At 67.0% G+C, this 22,187-nt stretch carries 17 protein-coding genes; 11 read left to right on the top strand and 6 right to left on the bottom strand.

What is annotated here, in order from left to right:
* The first annotated feature begins 1 nt into the window (after position 1).
* The 4 genes from lpdA to FBY36_RS17135 all read left to right on the top strand — a co-directional run bounded on the left by lpdA (position 2) and on the right by FBY36_RS17135 (position 4,397).
* On the top strand, positions 2 to 1,384 hold the full coding sequence (lpdA, locus tag FBY36_RS17150) for a dihydrolipoyl dehydrogenase (RefSeq protein WP_142121349.1): 1,383 nt from the start codon (positions 2 to 4) through the stop codon (positions 1,382 to 1,384).
* A gap of 114 nt (positions 1,385 to 1,498) precedes the next feature.
* The gene (sucB, locus tag FBY36_RS17145; protein WP_142121347.1) at positions 1,499 to 3,265 is read left to right on the top strand and encodes a 2-oxoglutarate dehydrogenase, E2 component, dihydrolipoamide succinyltransferase; all 1,767 of its coding nucleotides are present in this window, start codon (positions 1,499 to 1,501) and stop codon (positions 3,263 to 3,265) included.
* A 160-nt stretch (positions 3,266 to 3,425) separates the two neighbouring features.
* The gene (locus tag FBY36_RS17140; RefSeq protein ID WP_142121345.1) at positions 3,426 to 3,779 is read left to right on the top strand and encodes a hypothetical protein; all 354 of its coding nucleotides are present in this window, start codon (positions 3,426 to 3,428) and stop codon (positions 3,777 to 3,779) included.
* Positions 3,780 to 3,968: 189 nt separating this feature from the next.
* A complete protein-coding gene (locus FBY36_RS17135) occupies positions 3,969 to 4,397 on the top strand; it encodes an OsmC family protein (RefSeq protein ID WP_142121343.1) in 429 nt (142 codons plus the stop codon).
* A gap of 80 nt (positions 4,398 to 4,477) precedes the next feature.
* Here FBY36_RS17135 and FBY36_RS17130 read toward each other — a convergent pair whose 3' ends face one another.
* Complete coding sequence (locus FBY36_RS17130) at positions 4,478 to 8,017, bottom strand: S41 family peptidase (protein WP_142121341.1); 3,540 nt, start codon at positions 8,015 to 8,017, stop codon at positions 4,478 to 4,480.
* 74 nt (positions 8,018 to 8,091) lie between these two features.
* Between FBY36_RS17130 and FBY36_RS17125 the strand changes: the two genes are divergently transcribed.
* A complete protein-coding gene (locus FBY36_RS17125; RefSeq protein WP_142121339.1) occupies positions 8,092 to 8,994 on the top strand; it encodes a TIGR01777 family oxidoreductase in 903 nt (300 codons plus the stop codon).
* On the opposite strand, the gene FBY36_RS17120 is transcribed toward FBY36_RS17125, so the two are convergent.
* A complete protein-coding gene (locus FBY36_RS17120; protein ID WP_142121337.1) occupies positions 8,991 to 10,631 on the bottom strand; it encodes a protein kinase domain-containing protein in 1,641 nt (546 codons plus the stop codon). The genes FBY36_RS17125 and FBY36_RS17120 overlap by 4 nt on opposite strands.
* Before the next feature lie 133 nt (positions 10,632 to 10,764).
* On the opposite strand from FBY36_RS17120, the gene lipB reads away from it, so the two are divergent.
* The 5 genes from lipB to FBY36_RS17095 all read left to right on the top strand — a co-directional run bounded on the left by lipB (position 10,765) and on the right by FBY36_RS17095 (position 14,755).
* Positions 10,765 to 11,433: a lipoyl(octanoyl) transferase LipB gene (lipB, locus tag FBY36_RS17115; protein WP_142121335.1), complete on the top strand. Its 669-nt coding sequence runs from the start codon at positions 10,765 to 10,767 to the stop codon at positions 11,431 to 11,433.
* Positions 11,430 to 12,449, top strand: coding sequence for a lipoyl synthase (lipA, locus tag FBY36_RS17110; protein WP_142121333.1), 1,020 nt, complete (start codon positions 11,430 to 11,432; stop codon positions 12,447 to 12,449). The genes lipB and lipA overlap by 4 nt, the downstream gene beginning before the upstream one ends.
* 88 nt (positions 12,450 to 12,537) lie before the next feature.
* On the top strand, positions 12,538 to 13,290 hold the full coding sequence (locus FBY36_RS17105) for a DUF4191 domain-containing protein (RefSeq protein ID WP_142121331.1): 753 nt from the start codon (positions 12,538 to 12,540) through the stop codon (positions 13,288 to 13,290).
* A 130-nt stretch (positions 13,291 to 13,420) separates the two neighbouring features.
* Entirely contained in the window at positions 13,421 to 13,774 is a 354-nt protein-coding gene (locus tag FBY36_RS17100) for a DUF3817 domain-containing protein (RefSeq protein ID WP_142121329.1), read from the top strand.
* Between the two features lie 18 nt (positions 13,775 to 13,792).
* Positions 13,793 to 14,755, top strand: coding sequence for a DMT family transporter (locus FBY36_RS17095; protein WP_235008879.1), 963 nt, complete (start codon positions 13,793 to 13,795; stop codon positions 14,753 to 14,755).
* Between the two features lie 35 nt (positions 14,756 to 14,790).
* On the opposite strand, the gene FBY36_RS17090 is transcribed toward FBY36_RS17095, so the two are convergent.
* A complete protein-coding gene (locus FBY36_RS17090) occupies positions 14,791 to 15,228 on the bottom strand; it encodes an RDD family protein (RefSeq protein ID WP_142121327.1) in 438 nt (145 codons plus the stop codon).
* 286 nt (positions 15,229 to 15,514) lie between these two features.
* Here FBY36_RS17090 and glnA (FBY36_RS17085) point away from each other — a divergent pair, with 286 nt between their 5' ends.
* Positions 15,515 to 16,939 carry a type I glutamate--ammonia ligase gene (gene glnA, locus FBY36_RS17085; protein ID WP_142121325.1) on the top strand — a complete coding sequence of 475 codons (1,425 nt, stop codon included), beginning with the start codon at positions 15,515 to 15,517 and terminating at the stop codon, positions 16,937 to 16,939.
* Positions 16,940 to 17,214: 275 nt separating this feature from the next.
* Here glnA (FBY36_RS17085) and FBY36_RS17080 read toward each other — a convergent pair whose 3' ends face one another.
* From FBY36_RS17080 to glnA (FBY36_RS17070), 3 genes are read right to left on the bottom strand one after another with little or no spacing between them, the layout of a single operon-like run.
* On the bottom strand, positions 17,215 to 17,760 hold the full coding sequence (locus FBY36_RS17080) for a GNAT family N-acetyltransferase (protein WP_142121323.1): 546 nt from the start codon (positions 17,758 to 17,760) through the stop codon (positions 17,215 to 17,217).
* On the bottom strand, positions 17,750 to 20,761 hold the full coding sequence (locus tag FBY36_RS17075) for a bifunctional [glutamine synthetase] adenylyltransferase/[glutamine synthetase]-adenylyl-L-tyrosine phosphorylase (RefSeq protein WP_142121321.1): 3,012 nt from the start codon (positions 20,759 to 20,761) through the stop codon (positions 17,750 to 17,752). The genes FBY36_RS17080 and FBY36_RS17075 overlap by 11 nt, the downstream gene beginning before the upstream one ends.
* Positions 20,762 to 20,770: 9 nt before the next feature.
* The gene (glnA, locus tag FBY36_RS17070; RefSeq protein WP_142121319.1) at positions 20,771 to 22,111 is read right to left on the bottom strand and encodes a type I glutamate--ammonia ligase; all 1,341 of its coding nucleotides are present in this window, start codon (positions 22,109 to 22,111) and stop codon (positions 20,771 to 20,773) included.
* Between the last annotated feature and the right edge of the window lie 76 nt (positions 22,112 to 22,187).

Genomic DNA, 22,187 nt, shown 5'->3' with positions numbered 1-22,187 from the left:
AGTGGCCGATCAGGCAACTGCGCAAGAATTCGACATCCTGGTACTCGGTGGCGGCAGCGGCGGTTACGCTGCGGCGCTGCGCGGAGTACAGCTCGGCCTCACCGTCGGCCTCGTGGAGAAGGGCAAGCTGGGCGGGACCTGCCTCCACAACGGCTGCATCCCCACCAAGGCACTGCTGCACTCCGCAGAGCTGGCCGACCACGCCCGTGACTCCGCCAAGTACGGCGTGAACGTCACCCTCGACAGCATCGACATCAACGCTGTCAACGCGTACAAGGACGGCATCATCGCCGGCAAGTTCAAGGGCCTGCAGGGGCTCATCAAGTCCAAGGGCATCACCGTCATCGAAGGTGAAGGCAAGCTGCAGGGCACCGACACGGTCGTGGTGAACGGCACCGCATACAAGGGCAAAAACATCGTCCTGGCCACCGGCTCCTACTCGCGCACCCTTCCCGGCCTGGAAATCGGCGGCAAGGTCATCACCTCCGACCAGGCCCTGACCATGGACTTCATCCCCAAGAGCGCCATCATCCTGGGCGGCGGCGTCATCGGCGTCGAGTTCGCCTCGGTCTGGAAGTCGTTCGGCGTGGACGTCACCATCGTCGAAGGCCTGCCCTCCCTCGTTCCCAACGAGGACGCAACGATCATCAAGAACTTCGAACGCGCCTTCAAGAAGCGCGGCATCAAGTTCTCCACCGGCGTCTTCTTCCAGGGCGTCGAGCAGAATGACGACGGCGTCAAGGTCACCCTGGTGGACGGCAAGACGTTCGAAGCGGACCTGCTGCTGGTCGCCGTCGGCCGCGGCCCCGTCACGGCCAACCTGGGCTACGAGGAAGCCGGCGTCACCATCGACCGCGGCTTCGTCATCACCAACGAACGCCTGCACACCGGCGTGGGCAACATCTACGCCGTGGGCGACATCGTCCCGGGCGTGCAGCTGGCCCACCGCGGCTACCAGCAGGGCATCTTCGTGGCCGAGGAAATCGCCGGCCTGAAGCCCGTGGTGGTCGAGGACATCAACATCCCCAAGGTCACCTACTCCGAACCCGAAATCGCCACCGTCGGCTACACCGAAAAGGCTGCCAAGGAAAAGTTCGGCGAAGACCAGGTGCAGACCCAGGAATACAACCTGGCCGGCAACGGCAAGAGCTCCATCCTGGGCACCTCCGGCCTGGTCAAGCTGGTCCGCCAGAAGGACGGCCCCGTGGTGGGCGTCCACATGATCGGCGCACGCATGGGCGAGCAGGTGGGCGAGGCCCAGCTGATCGTGAACTGGGAAGCCTACCCGGAGGACGTGGCACAGCTGGTGCACGCCCACCCCACCCAGAACGAAGCCCTCGGCGAAGCCCACCTGGCGCTGGCCGGCAAGCCGCTGCACGGCTAGGTTTCCCCAGCATTACCAGGCCCGGTGCACCCGGTCGTCCAGACCGGGTGCACTAGGCTTCCAACAAGGCAGCAATCATTCGCACTACAGATCAATAAGGAGAACGGGGACGACATGTCTGAATCCGTTAACTTGCCCGCCCTCGGTGAGAGTGTCACCGAAGGAACCGTCACCCGCTGGCTCAAGCAGGTAGGTGACCGGGTAGAGGTGGACGAGCCGCTGCTCGAAGTCTCCACCGACAAAGTAGACACTGAAATCCCCTCTCCCGTAGCTGGCGTGATTGAAGAAATCCTGGTCGCCGAAGACGAGACCGCCGAGGTAGGCGCACCCCTGGTGCGCATCGGTGACGGCTCCGGCGGCGGCTCCGCTCCTGCGGAAGAAGCTCCCGCTGCCGCAGCCGCCCAGGAGGCCCCCGCAGAAGCAGCTCCCACGCAGGAAGCCCCGGCTGAGGCAGCTCCCGCCCAGGAAGCACCTGCACAGGAAACCCCCGCACAGGAACCGCCGGCTGCCGGCGGCGGCGAAAGCCACGAGGTCACCCTCCCCGCACTGGGCGAAAGCGTCACCGAAGGAACCGTCACCCGCTGGCTCAAGGCCGTTGGCGACCAGGTGGAGGTCGACGAGCCCCTGCTGGAGGTCTCCACGGACAAGGTGGACACCGAGATTCCGTCCCCGGTTGCCGGCACGCTGCAGGAAATCCGGGTCAACGAGGACGAGACCGCTGAAGTCGGTTCCGTGCTTGCCGTCATCGGTTCCGGCGCTGCCGCTGCTCCTGCTCCGCAGGCTGCACCGGCCCCGGCTGCCGCTCCGCAGCAGGAGGCCCCCAAGCAGGAAGCACCCAAGCAGGAAGCCCCGGCTGCTGCTGCACCGGCACCCGCCCAGGAAGCTCCGAAGGCGGCCCCCGCTCCCGCTGCTGCTCCCGCAGTCCAGGAGGCGGCACCGGCCGGTGGCTCCGAGTCCGGCTACGTCACTCCCCTGGTCCGCAAGCTGGCCAACCAGCACGGCGTGGACATCTCCTCGCTCTCCGGCACCGGCGTTGGCGGCCGCATCCGCAAGCAGGACGTCATGGCCGCCGCTGAGGCCAAGGCCGCTCCCGCTGCCGCTCCGGCCGCAGCTCCTTCCGCGTCCGCACCGGCCGCATCGGCTGGAGCTGTTTCCTCCCTGCGCGGCACCACCCAGAAGGCTCCCCGCATCCGCCAGGTCATCGCCCGGCGCATGCGCGAATCCCTGGAGATCTCCACCCAGCTGACCCAGGTCCACGAAGTAGACATGACCAAGGTCGCCAAGCTGCGCGCCCGGGCCAAGAACTCGTTCCAGGCCCAGAACGGCACCAAGCTGACGTTCCTGCCCTTCATCGCCAAGGCTGTGGCCGAGGCCCTCAAGCAGCACCCCAAGCTCAACGCTGCGTACGACGAGGAAAAGCAGGAAATCACCTACCACAACGCCGAACACCTGGCCATCGCCGTCGACACCGACAAGGGCCTGCTGGTTCCGGTCATCGCCGACGCCGGCAACCTGAATCTTGCCGGCCTGGCCGGCAAGATCGCCGATGTTGCCTCCCGCACCCGCGACGGCAAGATCGGCCCCGACGAGCTGTCCGGCGGCACGTTCAGCATCACCAACATCGGTTCGGTGGGCGCGCTGTTCGACACCCCGATTATCAACCAGCCGCAGGTGGGCATCCTGGGAACCGGCGCCATCGTCAAGCGGCCCGTTGTGGTTTCTGACGAAAACGGTGACGACTCAATCGCCATCCGCTCCATGATGTACCTGTCCCTGACGTACGACCACCGCCTGGTGGACGGTGCCGACGCCGGCCGGTTCCTCCAGACCCTGAAGGCACGCCTTGAAGAAGGCGCCTTCGAAGCGGACCTGGGGCTGTAACCTTCACAGCAGTACAACGACGGCGGTGCCGGCACGGGTGGGAACCTCCCGCAGCCGGCACCGCCGTCGCGGTTTAACGTCAAGCAGCCCGCGGCCGCCCCGGGCCGTCGTCCGCGTGGCTTTGCTACGAGCTGTAGAACTGACTGGCTAAGCTGGAGCCATGAATATTCTCTTCAACATCCTGGTCTTCCTGCACGTCGTGGGAGCCGCCATGATCGTGGGCTACTGGATCGCCACGATGCGGACCCCCACGGTGCACCCGCGCCAGCGTGACGGCGCCTTCCTGCAGCTCCTCACCGGCATCGCCATGATGGGCATCCTGCCGTTCCTCCCGGACTCCGACCCGAACTACGCCAAGCTGGGCATCAAGTTCGTCATCGCCGTCGTGGTTGCCGTCCTGGCCGTTATTGGAACGCGCAAGGTCAAGAACGGGCAGCCCGTCTCCACCGGCCTGGCGCACGGCGTCGGCGGACTGGCGCTGATCAACATCGCCATCGCCACCCTCTGGCAGTAAGCGGTTGCATCCGCACGTAGGCGGCGGCGCCCCCCTTCCCCGGGGGCGCCGCCGCCGGCGTTTTAACGCCATGGTCACAATCCTCTGACAGCGGACAACCCGTGCGCCCGGGGTGCCGAATCCCTAGGATGGGTAGCGGCGGGGTCGTGGCAACAGCCTGCCCCGGTAAGGATCAATCTGAGGAGTGACATGGCAGCAACACGTTCAGCAAACGCAGTATGGAACGGCAACCTGACGGAGGGTTCCGGCACCACCAGCCTGGCCACCTCAGGCCTGGGCACCTTCGATGTCACGTGGAAGGCCAGGACTGAAGCGGCCAACGGCAAGACGAGCCCGGAAGAGCTGATCGCTGCAGCCCACGCTGCCTGCTTCTCCATGGCCTTTAGCAATGAACTTGCCAATGCAGGCCACACACCGGAGGAAGTGCGCACCAAGGCAGATGTTACTTTCGTGCCGGGCACGGGCATCACCGGCAGCCACCTGACCATGTCAGCCCGCGTCCCCGGCATCTCGGAAGATGAGTTCCAGAAGATCGCAACGGACGCCAAGGTGGGCTGCCCCGTCTCCGGCGCCCTCGCCAGCATCGACATCACCCTGGACGCCACGCTCGAGGCCTAGGCCGCTCCCCAGCTAAACAAAACGCCCTGCCCGGCCGGAAGATTTCCCGGCCGGGCAGGGCCTTTTGGTTACCCCTGGAGCTACGGCTGCTGGCTCCCCTGCCGGCGGGCCGGCAGCGGTGCGGGCTTCAGCCGGCGGTACCCTGCGCGGGCCGGCGGCCGGTCGGTGGGCAGTTCCTGGATCATTTCCTTCAGCGCCCCAATGCCGTACTCCAGTTGCGGATCACGGCCGGCGGCGTAGGCGTGCGGCGGGTAGGCCACTTCGATGTCCGGATCAACGCCGTAGTTCTCCACGCCCCAGCCAATGCCGCCGCTGAACCAGTTGGCGTAGCGGGGCTGGGTGACGCCCGTGCCGTCCGCCAGCGCGAAGCGGTTGTCGATGCCCACCACACCGCCCCAGGTCCGTGTTCCGATGACCGGGCCGATGCCCCGCAGCTTCGACACCTGGGTGATGATGTCGCCGTCGGATCCGGCAAACTCGTCCGCAAGGATGATCACCGGCCCCCTGGGCGCGTGGTGCGGGTACGTGCGCGGTTTCTCCCCGCGCGGCATGCTCCACCCGGTGACCTTGCGGCCAATCAGTTCCGCCACAAGCTGCGACGTGTGTCCGCCACGGTTGCGGCGGACGTCGACGATCAGGCCGTCGAGCGCTGTTTCCGTATCGAGGTCGCGGTGCAGCTGCGCCCAGCCGTTGGCCATCATGTCCGGAATGTGGAGGTACCCGAACGTTCCACTGGAGGCTTCCCGGACGGTCCGCCGGTTGCCGGCCACCCATTCCTGGTAGCGCAGGCGTTCCTCATCCTTGACGGGCACGACGGCGACCCGGCGCTGGGTGCCTTCAGCAGCACCGTGCCCCGGGCCGTTGAGGAGGGTCAGCTCCACGGCGCGGCCCGCTGCGCCCACCAGCTGCATGGCCGGGGTGACGCTGTCGGACAGCGGGACGCCGTCGATGGCCAGCAGGATGTCCCCCGCCTTGGCACCCACGCCCGGCCTGGTGAGCGGTGATGTCGCGAGGGGGTCGGAGGACTCGCCCGCCAGGATGCGGGTGATTTCCCAGCCGCGGGTGGTGTGCGCGAGGTCGGCGCCGAGCCTGCCCTGTCCCCGGCTGCCGCGTTCGGTAACCGGGGCGGGGCGCACGTACGCGTGGGACGTCCCCAGCTCGCCGTGCAGTTCCCACAGCAGGTCCACCAGGTCATCGTGCGAGCCCAGCCGCTGAACCAGGGGGCGGTAGCGGGCATGGATGGAGTCCCAGTCCTGACCGGCCATGTCCTCGGTCCAGAAGAAGTCGCGCTGCAGCCGCCAGGCCTCATCGAAGGCCTGGCCCCAGACGCTGAGCGGGTCCATGAGGACGCGGATCCGGCCAAGGTCAACCCTGACCACCTTGCCGGAGTCTTCGTCCGACTTGGCGTCCGATGGAACCACGGTGACCTGTTTGTCGGCAATCACTGCCACCTTGCTGCGGTCGCCGGAGAGGCGGTAGCTGTCCACGGCATCCACCAGGGTGGTCTGTTTGCGCCGTGCGATGTCATACCGGACCAGGCTGGGGCGGGCGTCCTTGTCCTCCTGGCTGGCCTTTCCGTCGCCGGTTACGCCGGCCAGGGCGGAGTCGAGCCAGAGGAGTCCGCCCTCAACGGCTTCGAGCGAGCTGTAGTTGCCCTGGGGTACGGGAACACTGATGACCCGGTGCGCCAGTCCCTCCGCGTCCACATGGACGGCAGGCACGTCATTTTCCTCTCCGTCGCCGCCGGCCGCGGCATCCGCGTTCGTGGCGGTCTCCGGCTCCGCACCCGCGGCGTCAACGGAGGGGCCAAAGGGCGACGGCGTCTCTGCGGAGAGTGCCACCAGATATGGCTTGATGGGGCTGGGGAAGGAGAGGTCGAACGAATGTCCGTCGTACACGGGATCGAAGCTGCGGTTGGACAGGAAGGCGAGGAACCTGCCGTCCGGGGTGAAAGCCGGCGAGGCGTCACGGAAACGGCCATCGGTCACGTCCACCGGTTCGGCGTCGAGCCGGTCGACGGTGGCCAGCCGCAGCCGGCTGCGCGAACCAAAGGACGTGACCGGTTCAGACCAGGCCAGCCAGCGCGAGTCCGCAGACCACGCCAGTTCGGAAATGCTGCCTTCGCCGATGCTTGCCACCTGCGTGAGGTCGCCGCTGCGGGTGTCCAGGACGTAAACGTCGCCAAAGGATGTCCCGAGGGCAAGCCAGCGTCCGTCCGGGCTTGCTTCCAGCGAACTGGCGCGTGACGGCGTGGGGACGGTGATGCCTGCCCCTGCCGCGGGTTCCGGGGCGTCAGCCGGGGCCGGTGCCACATCTGCCTGCTGTTCGTCGTCTGCGGCAACGTGGGACTGGCCTCCCGCCAGCACCGCCGCGCCGGCCGCGGGAACAGGCTGCGGCAGGCTCACCGTTTCATTCCCCGCCGCGCCGGTCTCTGCTGTGTCTCCGGAACCCGGGGTTGTTGAGGCTGGTGTTTCCGCTGCTGCAGCGGCCTGGGTGGTGCCTGGCCCCGCGTGACCGGCAATGTGCGGAACCGGCGCGGCAATGTCCTTGATGTGCAGTGCTTCCACGTTGTCGTGGTCAGCGATGTAAGCGATGCGGCCGTCCCCCAGCGGCCGCGGCAGCCGGCCGCGGACTCCCGGGGTGGCCTCGATGATGCGGGACGGGCCATCCTTGTGCCGCAGCCAGTGGATGGTCCCGTGCGACTCCACAGCGCTGGCGCAACCTGCCACGTCCGGCGCCACCGCACCGAGGTGCTTGACGGCATCAAGGAGGGCAGGACGCCTGGTCTGCGTGGCCGAGCCGAGGGTGATATCCAGCTTTACCGGATCCGAGCCAAGATCACGGAGGACCCAGAGTTCACCGGCGGATTCGAAGATGACCCGCTTGCCGTCCGTGGCGGCATGCCGGACATATAAGTCCTGGTGGTCGGTGTGGCGGCGCAGGTCCTTTCCACTGGGAAGGACCGAGTACAGGTTGCCGTACCCTTCATGGTCGGACAGGAAGGCGATCCGGCCGTCCACCCACAGCGGATCGGTGAGGTTGCCGTCAAGGTCCGGCACCAGGCGCTCGAACTCACCGTTGCCGTCGCGGTCGATCCATAACTTGCCGGCCGTCCCGCCCCGGTACCGCTTCCACCATGCCGGTTCACGCGACAGCACGCTCGCCAGCACCACGGGCCGTTCATCGCCGACCTCGGGTCCGAAAGCGACGGACTCCACCGGGCCGTAAGGGAGCTCCTGCGCCCAGCCACCCTCCAGGGGGACGCTGTAGGCGTGGGTGTGCCGGCTCTCAGCCTGGCGGAAGGCGCTGGTGACCACCACGGAACCGCCGGCGGTGAATCCCTTAACCTTCGTCGTGCTGTGCCCAAAGTAGGTGAGCTGCCGGTACCCGCCGCCGTCGACCTGTGCCGACACGACTTCCGGCGCCGTTCCCTGCACAACCGTCCACACCAGGCACTTGCCGTCCGGGCTGAAACGCGGGTTGCGGGCAGGAAGCTGGAGCGACGAGACACGCCAGGCGCGGCCGCCGTCCAGGGGCGCAATCCACACGTCGTCCTCGGCCACGAAAGTGACCAGATCGCCGTGCACATGCGGGAAACGGAAGTAGCTCGAAGAGGTCATCGTTCGATCATAGTCAACCCCTTACCTGCGCAGCGGGAGGTACACAACGCGCGCTGCCGTGGTGAGATGGGACCATGCATATCGTCATGGCCGGCGCCTCCGGGCTCATCGGCACTTCCATGTCCGCAGCCTTCCGCGGCGCAGGCCACTCGGTGACGACCCTGGTCCGCCGGCCGCCCGCCGGCCCCGCCGAAATCCGCTGGGACCCCGCCGCCGGCATCCTGGATCCGGCCGCGCTGGCCGGGGCAGATGCCGTGGTCAACCTCTCCGGCGCAGGCATCGGAGACAGGCCGTGGACGCGGAAGCGGGTGGAGGAACTGTTCAGTTCCCGGCTGGGGCCCACCAGGACATTGGTGCACGCGATGGCGCAGCTGGATGCCCCGCCGGCCACCTTCATCAGCCAGTCGGGTTCGAATTACTACGGCGATGCCGGCAACACCGTCCTGCGGGAGGATGCACCGACCGGATCAGGCGTCATGGCACAGATCTGTCTTGAATGGGAGCAGGCCGCCCTGACGGCGCCGGCAGGGGTCCGTGTAGTGACGCCCCGGACCGGCGTAGTGTTTAGCCGTTCCGGCGGAGCACTCGGAAGGCTGCTTCCGCTGCTGCGTCTGGGTGTTGGAGGTCCGTTCGGCAACGGCCACCAGTTCTGGCCTTGGGTCACCCTTCCGGACGTTACCGCCGCCTTCCTCTTCCTCCTCGACTCCCAGATCTCCGGCCCGGTGAACCTGGTTGCACCGGAACAAGCGGACGTCAACACGATCATCGCGGCCCTGGCCGACGCCCTGCACCGGCCGGCGCTGCTGCGGGTTCCTGCTCCTGTGCTGCGAACCGTCATGCCGGGCCTCGGCGAGGAGTTGCTGCTCTCCAGTCAGCGGATGGAGCCTGCGGTCCTGTCCTCGGCCGGGTTCCAGTGGCAGCACGGACGCCTGGAAGATGCAGCCCGCTGGGTGGCCGGCAAGAGCGGAAGCGCCTAGCCCGACCCTGGTGCCGCAAGGATGTCGCTGATCCGCCAGCGGCCGTCGACGAAGACCAGGACCAACCGAATCGGCTGCGGCGCGCTGGGAGCCCCCGCCGCCAGCACCGTGCCTTCCGCGCTGACTGTGCGGTAACCGGACGTGGCCGAGGTTATCCGGACCACGGCCTGGTGCGGGGTTCCGCCGTCTTCCACCGCCATCCCGGACAGGGTGCTGCTAAATCCGTCCAGGCGGTGCTTGGAAGCATGAAGTTGGCCGGCGGTGCGCTCGTCGGCAGCGGCTGCAGCGGAGCCCGGGGCGTTCACCTCCGCCAGCAGCTCCAGCGTGCCGCTGCTGAACGCATAGTCCCGCAGCGCCGCCAGTCCCTGCACGGCCGCCACGGGATCAGCTGCCCCGGCCCGCTGCCGGGCATCGTCCACCGGGGTAACAGCCTGCCTCCCGACTGCGGCGTCCCCGGATGGGCTTGCCGGCACTGCCGGCCGTTCGGCTGCAGCATTGTCCGGCCACGTCAACTGTCCGGAAACCGCGGACAGCCACCAGATTCCCGCGGCGGCGGCAATGGCAGGGACGATCACATGCAGCAGCCTGCGGGTAACCCGGGTGGCCGCCGGCACATCCGCGTGTTTACCAGGGGACTGCGCCGCCTTTGACTGCCGCTGGCCCCTGTTCTCCTGCGGCACCAACCGGTCGGACCAGCGGGATGTCACCGCCCGCCGCCGCAGGCCCTGGAGTTTCACCCGGAGGCTGCCGCCTTTGGACGTGGCGGGAATGTGCCGCCGCGTCAGCAGCTCAGGCAGGACGGTGGGATGGACCGCATCCGAAAGATCCACGGGCTGGGGTTCGGCACTGCGGTAAACGGCCGTGGCGAAGGCCAGGGCGTCAGGGCGCAGCCGCCGGTCCTCGTTCAGTCCTGCCTCCAGGGCAGCCGCAAGATCCCTGGGGACGCCGGGAACCAGGAGGGGCAACGGCGGACGGTCGGCGGTGCGGCCAGGGGCCTCACCCGTCAGGCAGAACCAGCCCAGGGCGGCCACCGAGTAGATGTCCCGCCCCGGCTGGAGCCCGGCGCGGACCGCATCCACCGGCGACGGATCCAGGAAGCCCCCCGTACCAGCAGTCCCCGTGCTGCCCGGGTCGCCAAGCATCCGCGCAACACCCAGGTCGGACAGCATCGGCTTCCCCTGCCCCGTGAACAGCACGTTCCCCGGCGAAACATCCGAGTGCGTGAACCCTTTTCCATGCAGGTAACCCAGCACCTGGGCGATGGGGGTCAGAACGGTAACCGTCTCCCCCACGCTGAGCCTGCCACGGGCAGCCACCAGCTGGCCCAGTGAGCCACCGGCGGCATAATCCATGCTCAAGGCCGTGCCGCCGCCGGGTGCCGCCATGCGCACCACGTCGTGGGCCTTGATGAGGTGCTGGTGGTCCAGGACGGACAGGATCCGGACCTCCCGCCGCACATCCTCCTCGCTGAGGGCTGCACTGCCCCGGAGCCTGCTGCCTCCGGAGCGGAAGCACTTGAGCGCGCAATCCCTGCCGCTGCCTTGTTCCCTGGCCAGCCACACGTCGGCGCTGCCACCCCTGCCCAGCAACCGCCCGACGTCGTAACCGGAAACCTCCGGCGCCTGTGCATCGTCCATACTGCATGTCTAGTCGAGTTTCGGCCGCGCTGCAGAAGTTATCCACAGGCCTGGCTGCGGTCACAAAGCGGGCAGCCGGTGAGCTTGGACACTAAACCCGGCCGGCACGGCTTCGGGGTCTAAGCTGGATGCCATGACTCTTGAGTTTTCACGGCTGGGTCTTGCCCCCGACTTCGTTGATTACATGGAAGGCTGGGATGCCCAGCGCGAACTCCATGACAAGGTTGTCGCCGGAGTTGCGCCCAGCACAGTCCTGCTCTTGGAGCACGCCGCCGTATACACCGCCGGCAAGCTGACCGAGGACCACGAGCGGCCTTTCGACGGCACGCCGGTTGTCGCCGTGGACCGCGGCGGCAAACTTACCTGGCACGGACCGGGCCAGCTGATTGCCTACCCCATCCTGAAACTGAAGAACCGCGCCGGCATCCGCGATTACGTGGAGCGGCTGGAAGAGGTCATGATCACCGTCATGGCGGACTACGGCATCACTGCCGAACGCATCAAGGGCCGCGCAGGTGTCTGGATCAAGGCCGATGCCAAAGGCCCGGACCGCAAGATCGCCGCCATCGGCATCCGCGTCCTGAACGGTGTCACCATGCACGGCATTGCGATGAACTGCAGCAACGACCTGGCACCCTACGGCCAGATCATCGCCTGCGGCATCACTGACGCCGGCGTGACCACCATGTCCCAGGAGACAGGGCGGGACATCCGGCCCGCGGATATCGTGGACCGGTTCGTGGAGGAATTCCGCAAACATGAAGAAGCATTGGTTTCGAGCCCTGAAGGAGCTCTACTGTGACATTGGCACCTGAAGGCCGGAAGATGCTGCGGATCGAGCAGCGCAATGCTGCGGTCCCGGTGGAGCGCAAACCGGAATGGATCAAGGCCAAGGTCCAGATGGGCCCGGAGTTCGTCGGGCTGAAGAACCTGGTGAAAAAGGAAGGCCTGCACACCGTCTGCGAAGAAGCCGGCTGCCCCAACATCTTCGAATGCTGGGAAGACAAGGAAGCCACCTTCCTGATCGGCGGCTCCGAATGCACCCGTCGCTGCGACTTCTGCCAGATCGACACCGGCAAACCCTCGCCCGTGGACATGTTCGAACCCACCAAGGTGGCCCGCTCTGTCCAGTCCATGGCCCTGCGCTACGCCACCGTCACCGGCGTGGCCCGCGATGACCTTGAAGACGAAGGCGTCTGGCTCTACGCCGAAACCGTCCGCAAAATCCACGAACTGAACCCCGGCACCGGCGTGGAACTGCTCATCCCGGACTTCTCCGGCAACCCCGACCACATCAAGGCGATCTGCGACTCCGCCCCCGAGGTCTTCGCGCACAACGTCGAAACCGTACCCCGGATCTTCAAGCGGATCCGCCCCGCGTTCCGCTACGAACGGTCCCTGGACGTCATCACGCAGGGCCGGAACCTGGGCATGGTCACCAAGTCCAACCTCATCCTGGGCATGGGCGAAACCCGCGAAGAAATCAGCGAAGCCCTCCGCGACCTCCACGCCGCCGGCTGCGACCTGATCACCATCACCCAATACCTCCGCCCCTCCGAACGGCACCTGCCCGTGGACCGCTGGGTCAAACCCCAGGAATTCGTGGACCTCCAGCACGAAGCCCAGGAGATCGGCTTCCTCGGCGTCATGTCCGGGCCCCTGGTCCGCTCCTCCTACCGCGCCGGCCGCCTCTGGGCCACCGCCATGCGGAAAAAAGGCCGGGACATCCCCGCCGAACTCGCCCACATCGCCGACGGCATCCAGGACTCCGGCACCACCCGCCAGGAAGCCGCCACCCTCCTCGCATCACATTCCTGACCTCCCCCCAGTGACGTGGCCACGGGCCGGACGCCGGATCATTCCAGCGTCCGGCCCTTTGGTTTAAGTCACGTAGAATTGAGGCACTATGGCGAAATCCCCTGACTCCAGCAACTCCACCCCGGCGGGCTCAAGCGCGGTGAAGCGCGGCCTGTTCACGCGCAAGCCGAAGGAAGCAAAGGCCAAGAAGCCCAGCAGGCTCAAGCAGATCGGCGAGGTCTTCACCATGACCCGCCGACATGATCCCATGGTTCCGTGGCTCATGCTGCTGGCGTTCCTGGGCGTTGTGGCAGTCAGCTTCCTGGTGGGTTTCTGGCTGGATAACTGGATTACCGGCCTCATCATCGGCATTCCCCTGGGCCTGCTGGCGGCAACGTTTATTTTGTCCCGCCGCGCCGAACGTGCCGCCTTCGCACAGATTGAAAACCAGCCCGGCGCCTCGGGCGCCGCCCTGGGCACGCTCCGCCGTGGCTGGATCACTGAAGAGCAGCCTGTGGCTGTCAACCCGCGCACCCAAGATGCCGTTTTCCGCGCCGTTGGCCGCCCCGGCGTCGTCCTTGTCAGCGAAGGCCCCACCCACCGTGTGAAGCCGCTGCTCGATGCCGAGCGCAAGCGCCTGGCGCGCATCCTGCCCAACGTTCCTGTGCACACCATCCAGACCGGACATGGCGAAGGCCAGGTGCCCCTGAGCCAGGTGGCGAAGAAGATGGGCAAGATGAAGAACGAACTGACCAAGCTGGAGGTCAGCACCGTTTCCAAGCGCATTGCCTCGATGGGCACCCGGATGCCCATCCCCAAGGGCATCGATCCCTACAAGGCCCGTCCCAACCGCGGACGCTAGCAGGCGGAACGCCCCGGTACCGGCACTGCCGGGCTGGGGCGTTTTTTCTTGCGCGCCAGCCGCCTGTGCCGGAGTGGCAGCCCTTGCCCAACCGACTGGCCCTGCCATCAACCTAAGACAGGACGTGACCATGAACCCCAGGACAACCGTGATCCGTGCCTTCCATATCCTCGCGGTGGCCGAGGCCTGCAGTTGGGCAGCGCTCCTTGCCGGGATGTACTTCAAGTGGATAGCGGGCACCAGTGAGCTTGGCGTCCAGGTGGCTGGACCCATCCACGGTGCGCTGTTCATCGGCTACGGAGTCGCTGCCCTGATGCTGTGGCGGGTGCAGCGCTGGCCCTTCATGGTGGCGGTGCTGGCGGGGTTCTCCGCCATCTTCCCGTTCGCCACCCTGCTGTTCGAGCGATGGGCTGGGCGGCGCGGTTACCTCAGTGCCGCAGGGGCAGAAGTGTCCGCCGGTGACCTCGAGTCCAGCCGGGTATAGGCGGACGCGTCAACAGCCGTGGACTCCATCGATTCAAAACCGTCGTCCGCCAGGCCGGGGCTGCCATCCGGGCGCGCCCAGGGCCGCAGGCGCATGGTCGCGCTGCTCTCCCTCCTTGGGGCAACGCTGTTCTGGGCCGGCAACTATGTCGTAGGCGCCGGTGCGGTCCAAAGCATTGAGCCGCTGAGCCTGGTCTTCCTGCGCTGGGCCATCGCGCTGGTGCCGCTGCTGGTCATAGCCCAACTAGTGGAGCGGCCAAACTGGCGCTCAGTCCTGGCCGCGTGGCCGTGGCTGGTGGCGCTCAGCGTCTGCGGCCTGCTCGGCTACAACCTCCTGCTGTATGTCGCCCTGGTGCACACTGATGCGTTCAACGCTTCGCTGATCAACGCCTTCAATCCGGCACTCATCACGCTTGCCGCCGCCGTCTTCCTGCATGAACGGCTGACGCCGTTGTCAGTGGCCGGCGTCCTCCTGGCCCTGGCTGGCGTCCTGATCGTGATCAGCGGCGGGGATGCCGGCAGGCTGCTCACCGCGGGCTTTGGTACCGGCGAGGTGCTGATGGTCGGTGCCGTGGTTGTCTGGACCGCGTACACGGTGATCGGCCGCCGGGCCCCGACGATTCCGCCGATTACGGCCACGGCAGTCCAGGCGGCAGTGGCGGTGGCCCTGCTGGCCCCGGTCCGCTTGGCCACTGGCGGGCTGGCCCTGCCTTCAACCGGCAACTCCTGGGCGTCACTGCTGTTTATCGCTGTTTTCCCGTCGGTGCTGTCCTACCTGCTGTGGAACCGTGCCCTGACGGTCCTGCCCGCAGGCGGCGCCGGGGTGTTCCTCAACCTCATTACGGTGTTCACCGCCATCCTTACCATCCTCGCCGGCCACGTCCACACCACCGCACAACTGGTGGGCGGTGCCATCGTGATCGGCGGCGTGGTCGTTGCCAATGCGCCGAACTTCCGCCGGCAGAAAGCCCGGCAAGGTTGAGGATTGTGCGGATGCCCGGAAGGGACATTCGGCGCCTAGCGGCGGATGAGGAGCGTGTTCATCGCCTTGTCGTGCAGGCCGCGCTGGTCCGGGTCGAAGATCACGGCGGGGATGACCAGGCAGAGCAGCACCGCCCTGACCAGCGCCGCGAGTGGCCCGGGTGTGCCACCGCCCGGCTTCACCACCGCGATGCCCATCATGCGGTGGCCGATGCTGTAACCGAGCGTTCCCACCAGGAGGATCTGCTCGATTGCGAAGACCGCCAGGGTGGCCCAGGAGTCGCCGCCGAAGGCGAAGTTGCTGATGAGCAGCGCGATGGCCCAGTCGATGCAGATGGCTGCGATCCTGCGCCCCGCCCGTGCCATGGAGCCCGGACCGGACTCGGGCAGGCCCAGGCGTTCCCCCGGATACTTGGAGATGCCGGAGGTGTCCGGTCCGCTGAGCCAGGACCCAATGTCTTTGCGATCTACCACCGTCCAAGCTTACCGAGCCACGTGGGTGCCCGGTGCGCCCACACTGTGGATAGCGCTCGACCGCAATGTGGACGGAGGATAGCGTGGTCATAGCAGGGCATTCTGTAACCTGCCCGAAACAATGCGGACACGGACGGGAAATGCCGCATCCATAGGCTGTTAGCAGTTTCAAGCAAATCCCCCGGCAGGTACTCACAGCAGGGAAACCTCGCGTTTTCCTGCCTTCGGATTGCGCTGGATCAGATGGCTTTCACGCCAGATATTTACATATGCGTTAGGAGCATAGATGTTCACGACTGCGGACGAAGTCCTCAAGTTCATCAAGGACGAAGATATTAAGTTCGTCGATATCCGGTTCACCGATCTTCCGGGTGTCCAGCAGCACTTCAACGTTCCGGCCAAGAGCGTTGACGCCGACTTCTTCATCAACGGCCAGCTCTTCGACGGCTCCTCCATCCGCGGCTTCCAGGGCATCGCCGAATCCGACATGCAGCTGATCCCGGACGTCACCACCGCGTTCCTGGACACGTTCCGCATGGAGAAGACCCTCGCGCTGAACTTCTCGATCGTCAACCCCCGCACGGGCGACCCGTACCACCGCGACCCCCGCGGCGTGGCTGAGAAGGCTGAAGCCTACCTCGCCTCCACCGGCATCGCTGACACCGCATTCTTCGCTCCCGAAGCTGAGTTCTTCGTGTTCGACAACGTCCAGTACCAGTCCTCCCCGCAGGGCAGCTTCTACAAGATCGACTCCGAGGAAGCCCACTGGAACACCGGCCGCGAGGAAGAGGGCGGAAACCTCGGCTACAAGACCCCCGTCAAGGGCGGTTACTTCCCGGTCTCCCCCACTGACAAGCAGGCTGACCTGCGTGACGCCATGTGTGTTGCCCTGGACGAGGTCGGCCTCGAGGTCGAGCGCAGCCACCACGAAGTTGGGTCCGCCGGCCAGGCTGAAATCAACTACAAGTTCACCACTCTGACGCACGCTGCCGACGACCTGCAGAAGTTCAAGTACGTCATCAAGAACACGGCAGACGCCTGGGGCAAGTCCGTGACCTTCATGCCCAAGCCGGTCTTCGGTGACAACGGCTCCGGCATGCACTGCCACCAGTCGCTGTGGAGCAACGGCGATCCGCTGTTCTACGACGAGAAGGGCTACGCCGGCCTGTCCGACACCGCCCGCTGGTACATCGGCGGCCTGCTGAAGCACTCCTCCGCCGTCCTGGCCTTCACCAACCCGACGGTGAACTCCTACCGCCGCCTGGTCAAGGGCTTCGAGGCTCCGGTCAACATGGTCTACTCGCAGGGCAACCGCTCCGCCGGTATCCGTATCCCCATCACGGGCACCAACCCCAAGGCCAAGCGCATCGAATTCCGCGCTCCGGACCCCTCCTCCAACCCCTACCTGGCATTCGCTGCCCAGCTGATGGCCGGCATCGACGGCATCCGCAACCGCATTGAACCGCCGGCACCGATCGACAAGGACCTCTACGAGCTCCCCGCAGAGGAAGCCAAGGATATCCCCAAGGCTCCGGGCACGCTTGAGGAGGCCCTGGAGGCCCTGGCCGAGGACAACGAGTTCCTGCAGGCCGGCGGCGTCTTCACCCAGGACCTGATCGACACCTGGATCGAGTACAAGTACGAAAACGAGATCCGTCCGCTGTCGCTGCGCCCGAACCCCTACGAGTTCGAGCTCTACTACGGCGTCTAGTCCCAGCCCTGCCCTGCAGGAAAGCTGAACAGCAGAAGGCGGCCACCGGTGATGAACCGGTGGCCGCCTTCTGCGTTTGTCCGGGCTTTAAAGCCGCGGACGGAGACCATAGGGTGGGGGCCCGCCTCCAGACGTGCTGAGACCGGGAGCCGGACCCCCTGACGAATGCCCCCCGAGACGAAGACTGTCCAGCCTTCCCCCCAACAAGGTTGGAGAACACCGCCAATCCACATGATCGGGCAAACGCTTGCTAAGTGCAATGCCGGTCCGGCGCGTTACGCCGGCGCCACTGCGGAGAAGCTGCGGAACATGGTCCGCTGGGGCCCGGACGTTCCGCCCAGGTACGGCCCGGAGTCGATGAAGCCGGCGCGGCGGTAGGCGGACAGGCCCGCAGGGTTTTCCTGGTTGACGGACAGTACGACGCCGGACCCGCCAGTTTGGTGCCGCACGCTCAGCTTGCGTGCCGCCTCCACAGCGGCGGCGGCCGCGAGCGTGCCCAGGCCTTTGCCCTGGTGCCGCCGGTCGATGAGGAACCCGCGCAGCAGCCACGCGGAGTGATCGTCAGGCCAGCCGGCCAGCCGCGCGGCCCCGGACTGCAGGGTCAACAGGCCGACGGCGCAGCCGCCCGCCTCGACCACGTATGGCCGTCGTGATTCCTCCGCCAGTCCGGTGAGGGCCATCCGCAGCGGGTCGCCCACAAAGCGGTCCTGGCCCGGCACCAGCGACATGTTCGCGATGGCGTCGAGCTGAATGGCCAGGGCGTCGGAGTCCAGGTCCTCCAATTGGATGAGCCAGACCCATGGCGGGGGTTCAGTGCCCATAGAAGACACGCTCGAAGACTGCCCGGGCCCGCCGGCTCACCCTCAGGTAGTCCTCCTCCAGGGCAGTGGCATTGCCCGGTTCGTAGCCGCACCAGCGGGCCACGGCCTCAAGGTCACGCCGCGAGGAGGGCAGGAGGTCGGACGCCTTGCCGTTCCAGATGACGTTGGCTGACCGGATGCGGCTGGCCAGCCGCCAGGCCTCGGCGAGCAGGCCGGCGTCTGAGCTGTCCAGCAGCCCCAGCTCCGCCGCGGCCGCCAGGGCTTCCAGGGTGGAGGTGGTGCGGAGCTCCGGGTGCTTGCCTGCGTGCTGGAGCTGAAGGAGCTGCACCAGCCATTCGACGTCGCTGAGGCCGCCCCGCCCCAGCTTGAGATGCCGTGCCGGGTCGGCCCCACGCGGCAGCCGCTCGGATTCCACCCTCGCCTTGATCCGCCGGATTTCGCGGACGTCCTGCTCGGAGACGGACTCGGGGTACCGGATGGGGTCGATGAGCTTGACGAAGTCAGCGGCCAGGGCGTCGTCGCCGGCCATGGGGCGTGCCCGCAGCAGGGCCTGCGCTTCCCAGACCAGGGACCAGCGGCGGTAGTACTCGGCGAAGGAGTCCAGGGAGCGCACCATGGCCCCGTTCTTGCCCTCGGGCCGGAGGTCCGCGTCCATTTGGAGGACGCGCTCAGCCATGATGGCCGGCTTCAGCGGCTGGGTGAGCAGGCTGGATATCTTGGCCACGATGCGTCCGGCCTGTTCCTGCGCCTCCGCCTCGGAGAAGCCCGGAAGTGCCCGGTGGACGTACATCACGTCGGCATCGGAGCCGTAGCCGATCTCGCGGCCGCCCTGCCGGCCCATGGCCACCACCAGGACCGTGGTCTTGAGCGGCCCTCCGGCGGAGACTATTCCTTCCGCCACCCGCAGGGCACCCAGGACGGCGGCGCGGTCCGTATCGGCCAACGCCATGCCCACCTTTTCCTGGTCCAGGAGGCCGGCCGAATCGGCGATGGCGATGCGCAGGATTTCGCGGCGCCGGATCAGCCGGATCAGGCGCATGGCGCTCTCCGGGTCCGCGTGCCGGGACATCTTCGCAGTGATTTCCTGCCACTGGGCCTCGAAGCCCACGGGCACCAGGTCCTTGTCCTGTCCCAGCCACGCCACGGACTCCGGCGAGACTTCCAGGAGGTCTGCGATCAGCCGGGAGTTGGACAGCATGTGGCACAGGCGTTCGGCGGCCGCATTCGAGTCGCGAAGCAGGCCCAGGTACCAGTGCGTCGTGCCCAGGGCCTCGCTGACGCGGCGGAAGGCAAGGAGGCCGGCGTCGGGGTCCACGCCCTCCGCGAGCCAGTCCAGCAGGATGGGCAGGAGCTGGCGCTGCAGGGCGGCGCGGCGGCTGACCCCGCCAGTCAGCGCCTCAATGTGGCGCATTGCCCCTTGGGGGTCCCGGTATCCGAGGGCCGCCAGCCGCCCCTGCGCCGCCTCGGGCGTCAGTTTGGCGTCCTCGCTGCTCAGCTTGGCCGCGGTATTCAGCAGCGGCCGGTAGAAGATGCGCTCATGCAGTTCCCGGACGGAACGTTTGGTGCGCTGCCACGCTGACAGCAGGGAGTCCGGGCTGGGGCGCTCGTTGGAAAAGGGCCCAAGCACGGCTTTGGCAAGTGAGCGCAGCGCCGGCTCCGCCACCGGCATCAGGTGGGTGCGGCGCAGCTGGAACAGCTGGATCCGGTGTTCCAGGAGCCGGAGGTAGCGGTAGGCGTTGTCGAAGGCGGCAGCGTCGGAACGGCCAATGTAACCTCCCGCCGACAATGCCGCGATCGCCGAGGTGGTGTCCCGCCGTCGTAATGACTCGTCAGCCTTGCCGTGCACCAGCTGGAGCAGCTGGACGGTGAATTCGACGTCGCGCAGCCCCCCGCGCCCCAGCTTGATCTGGCGCTGCTCCTCGGCGGCCGGGATGTGCTCGGTCACCCGGCGGCGCATCGCCTGGACTGACTCGACAAAGCCCTCCCGCCCGGCCGAGCTCCAGATCAACGGCGCCACCGCTTCCTCGTAGGCACGGCCCAGTGCGGCGTCACCCGCGATGCAGCGGGCCTTGAGGAGCGCCTGGAATTCCCAGCTTTCCGCCCACCTGGCGTAGTACGTTTCGTGGGAGGCGAGGGTGCGGACCAGCGGCCCGGACTTGCCCTCGGGCCGCAGGTTCGCATCCACCTCCCAGAGCCCGGGTTCCCTGGCAACCGATGAAATGGCCCGGGAAATGCCGCTCGCCAGGGCCGTGCCGATGGTGTTGGCGTGGGCGTCCTCCAGGCTCCCCGGGTCCACCACGTAGATGACGTCGACGTCGGAGATGTAGTTCAGCTCCCGTGCGCCGCATTTGCCCATGCCGATCACCGCAAGGCCGACGTCGGCGACGTCGCCAGCGCTGTGCTGCTCCGCCGCCTCGGCCCTGGAAACGGCCAGGGCGGCCTCAATGGCGGCGGCGGCTAGGTCCGCCAGTTCACCGCCCACCGAGGGCAGGAAGTCCAGCGGATCCGCGGCGCACAGGTCCTTGACGGCGAGATCGACCAGTCCGCGCCGGTACGCCGTGCGCAGGGCTGCATAGGCGTCCACGCCGGTCACGGCGGCAACGGGACGGGCGGCGCGGGGGTCGGCGCCCACGGACTGCAGGAGCGTGGCGCGCAACCGGCCCGGGTCGGCGGGAAGCGGCTCCGGGCTGGCGCGGACCTCGAAGGCGTCCAGGTGCTCGGGGTGCCGGATCAGGAACTCCCCCAGGGCTTCTGAGGAGCCCAGGACGCGGTACATCGGTTCACTGGCCTCGGACTCGGCAGCGGCCAGCTCCCGCAGCTGCGGGTGCTTTTCGATCAGCCGGACCAGGGACTGCAGTGCGGTGTCCGGACTGGCCGCAAGCTGCAGCCCGGCAAAGAGCCTGTCCTGGTCCAGTCCCTCGAGTTCGCGCGCGGCAAGGAACCGTTCGCCCTTCTCCAGGTCGCTGAATCCGGCCGCGATGAGGCGGCGTGCCAGGCTCACGCCGGGCACCTAGAGGATGCCGAGGTTGCGCTGCAGCTCGTAGGGCGTCACCTGCAGCCGGTAGTCCTGCCATTCAGCGCGCTTGTTGCGCAGGAAGTGCTCGTAGACCTGTTCGCCCAGGATCTGCGGCATGAGTTCCGAGTCCTCCATGGAGCGGATGGCATCGTGCAGGCTGGCCGGCAGGGGGTCGTGGCCCATGGCGCGGCGCTCAGCCGAGCTCAGCGACCAGACGTCGTCCTCGGCGGCTGCCGGCAGCTCGTAGCCTTCCTCGATGCCCTTCAGCCCGGCACCGAGCAGGACCGCATAGGCAAGGTAGGGGTTGGCAGCGGAGTCGATGCCGCGGTACTCGATGCGCGCTGACTGGCCCTTGCCCGGCTTGTACAGGGGCACACGGACCAGGGCAGAGCGGTTGTTGTGGCCCCAGCTCAGGTAGCTGGGTGCCTCGCCGCCGCCCCACAACCGCTTGTAGGAGTTGACGAACTGGTTGGTAACAGCGGTGAACTCGGGGGCGTGCTTGAGGATGCCGGCAATGAACTGCCGGGCCGTTTTGGACAGCTGGAACTCCGCACCTGCCTCGAAGAACGCGTTGCTGTCACCCTCGAACAGGGAGAAGTGCGTGTGCATGCCGGAGCCGGGGTGGTCGGTGAAGGGCTTGGGCATGAACGTGGCATACGTGCCCTGCTGCAGCGCCACCTCCTTGATGACGGTGCGGAACGTCATGATGTTGTCGGCCGTCTGCAGCGCGTCTGCGTAGCGGAGGTCGATCTCGTTCTGGCCGGGGCCTGCCTCGTGGTGGCTGAACTCCACGGAAATGCCCACGGACTCCAGCATGGTGACCGCCGTGCGGCGAAAGTCCTGGGCCACGCCGCCGGGAACGTGGTCGAAGTAGCCGCCCTCATCAACGGGCACCGGCGCGCCGTCCGGACCGGGCTCGTGCGACTTGAGGAGGTAGAACTCGATCTCCGGATGCGTGTAGCAGGTGAAGCCCATGTCCGCCGCCTTGGCGAGGGTCCGCTTCAGCACGTTGCGCGGATCGGCGGCGGAAGGCTCACCGTCAGGGGTGAGGATGTCGCAGAACATCCGCGAAGTCTGTTCGGTCTCACCGCGCCACGGCAGGATCTGGAAGGTGGCAGGATCGGGCTGGGCCAGCATGTCCGATTCAAAGACGCGGGCAAGTCCTTCAATGGAGGAACCGTCGAAGCCTAGGCCTTCCTCGAATGCTCCCTCGACTTCCGCCGGCGCCAGGGCCACGGACTTCAGCGAACCCACGACGTCGGTGAACCACAGGCGCACGAAACGTACGTCCCGCTCTTCGATCGTGCGCAGGACAAATTCTTGCTGGCGGTCCATGATGGCCTCTTCTCCGGTCAACGTTCATGCTCCGGGGCCCAGGCAAAGGGGAAAGCCGGCAGCAGTTCATCAACAC

The sequence above is a fragment of the Arthrobacter sp. SLBN-122 genome, assembly GCF_006715165.1.
Lineage (GTDB): Bacteria > Actinomycetota > Actinomycetes > Actinomycetales > Micrococcaceae > Arthrobacter.
The sequence above is the reverse complement of the archived record's forward strand: the minus strand, read 5'-3'. Positions and strand labels throughout refer to the sequence as shown.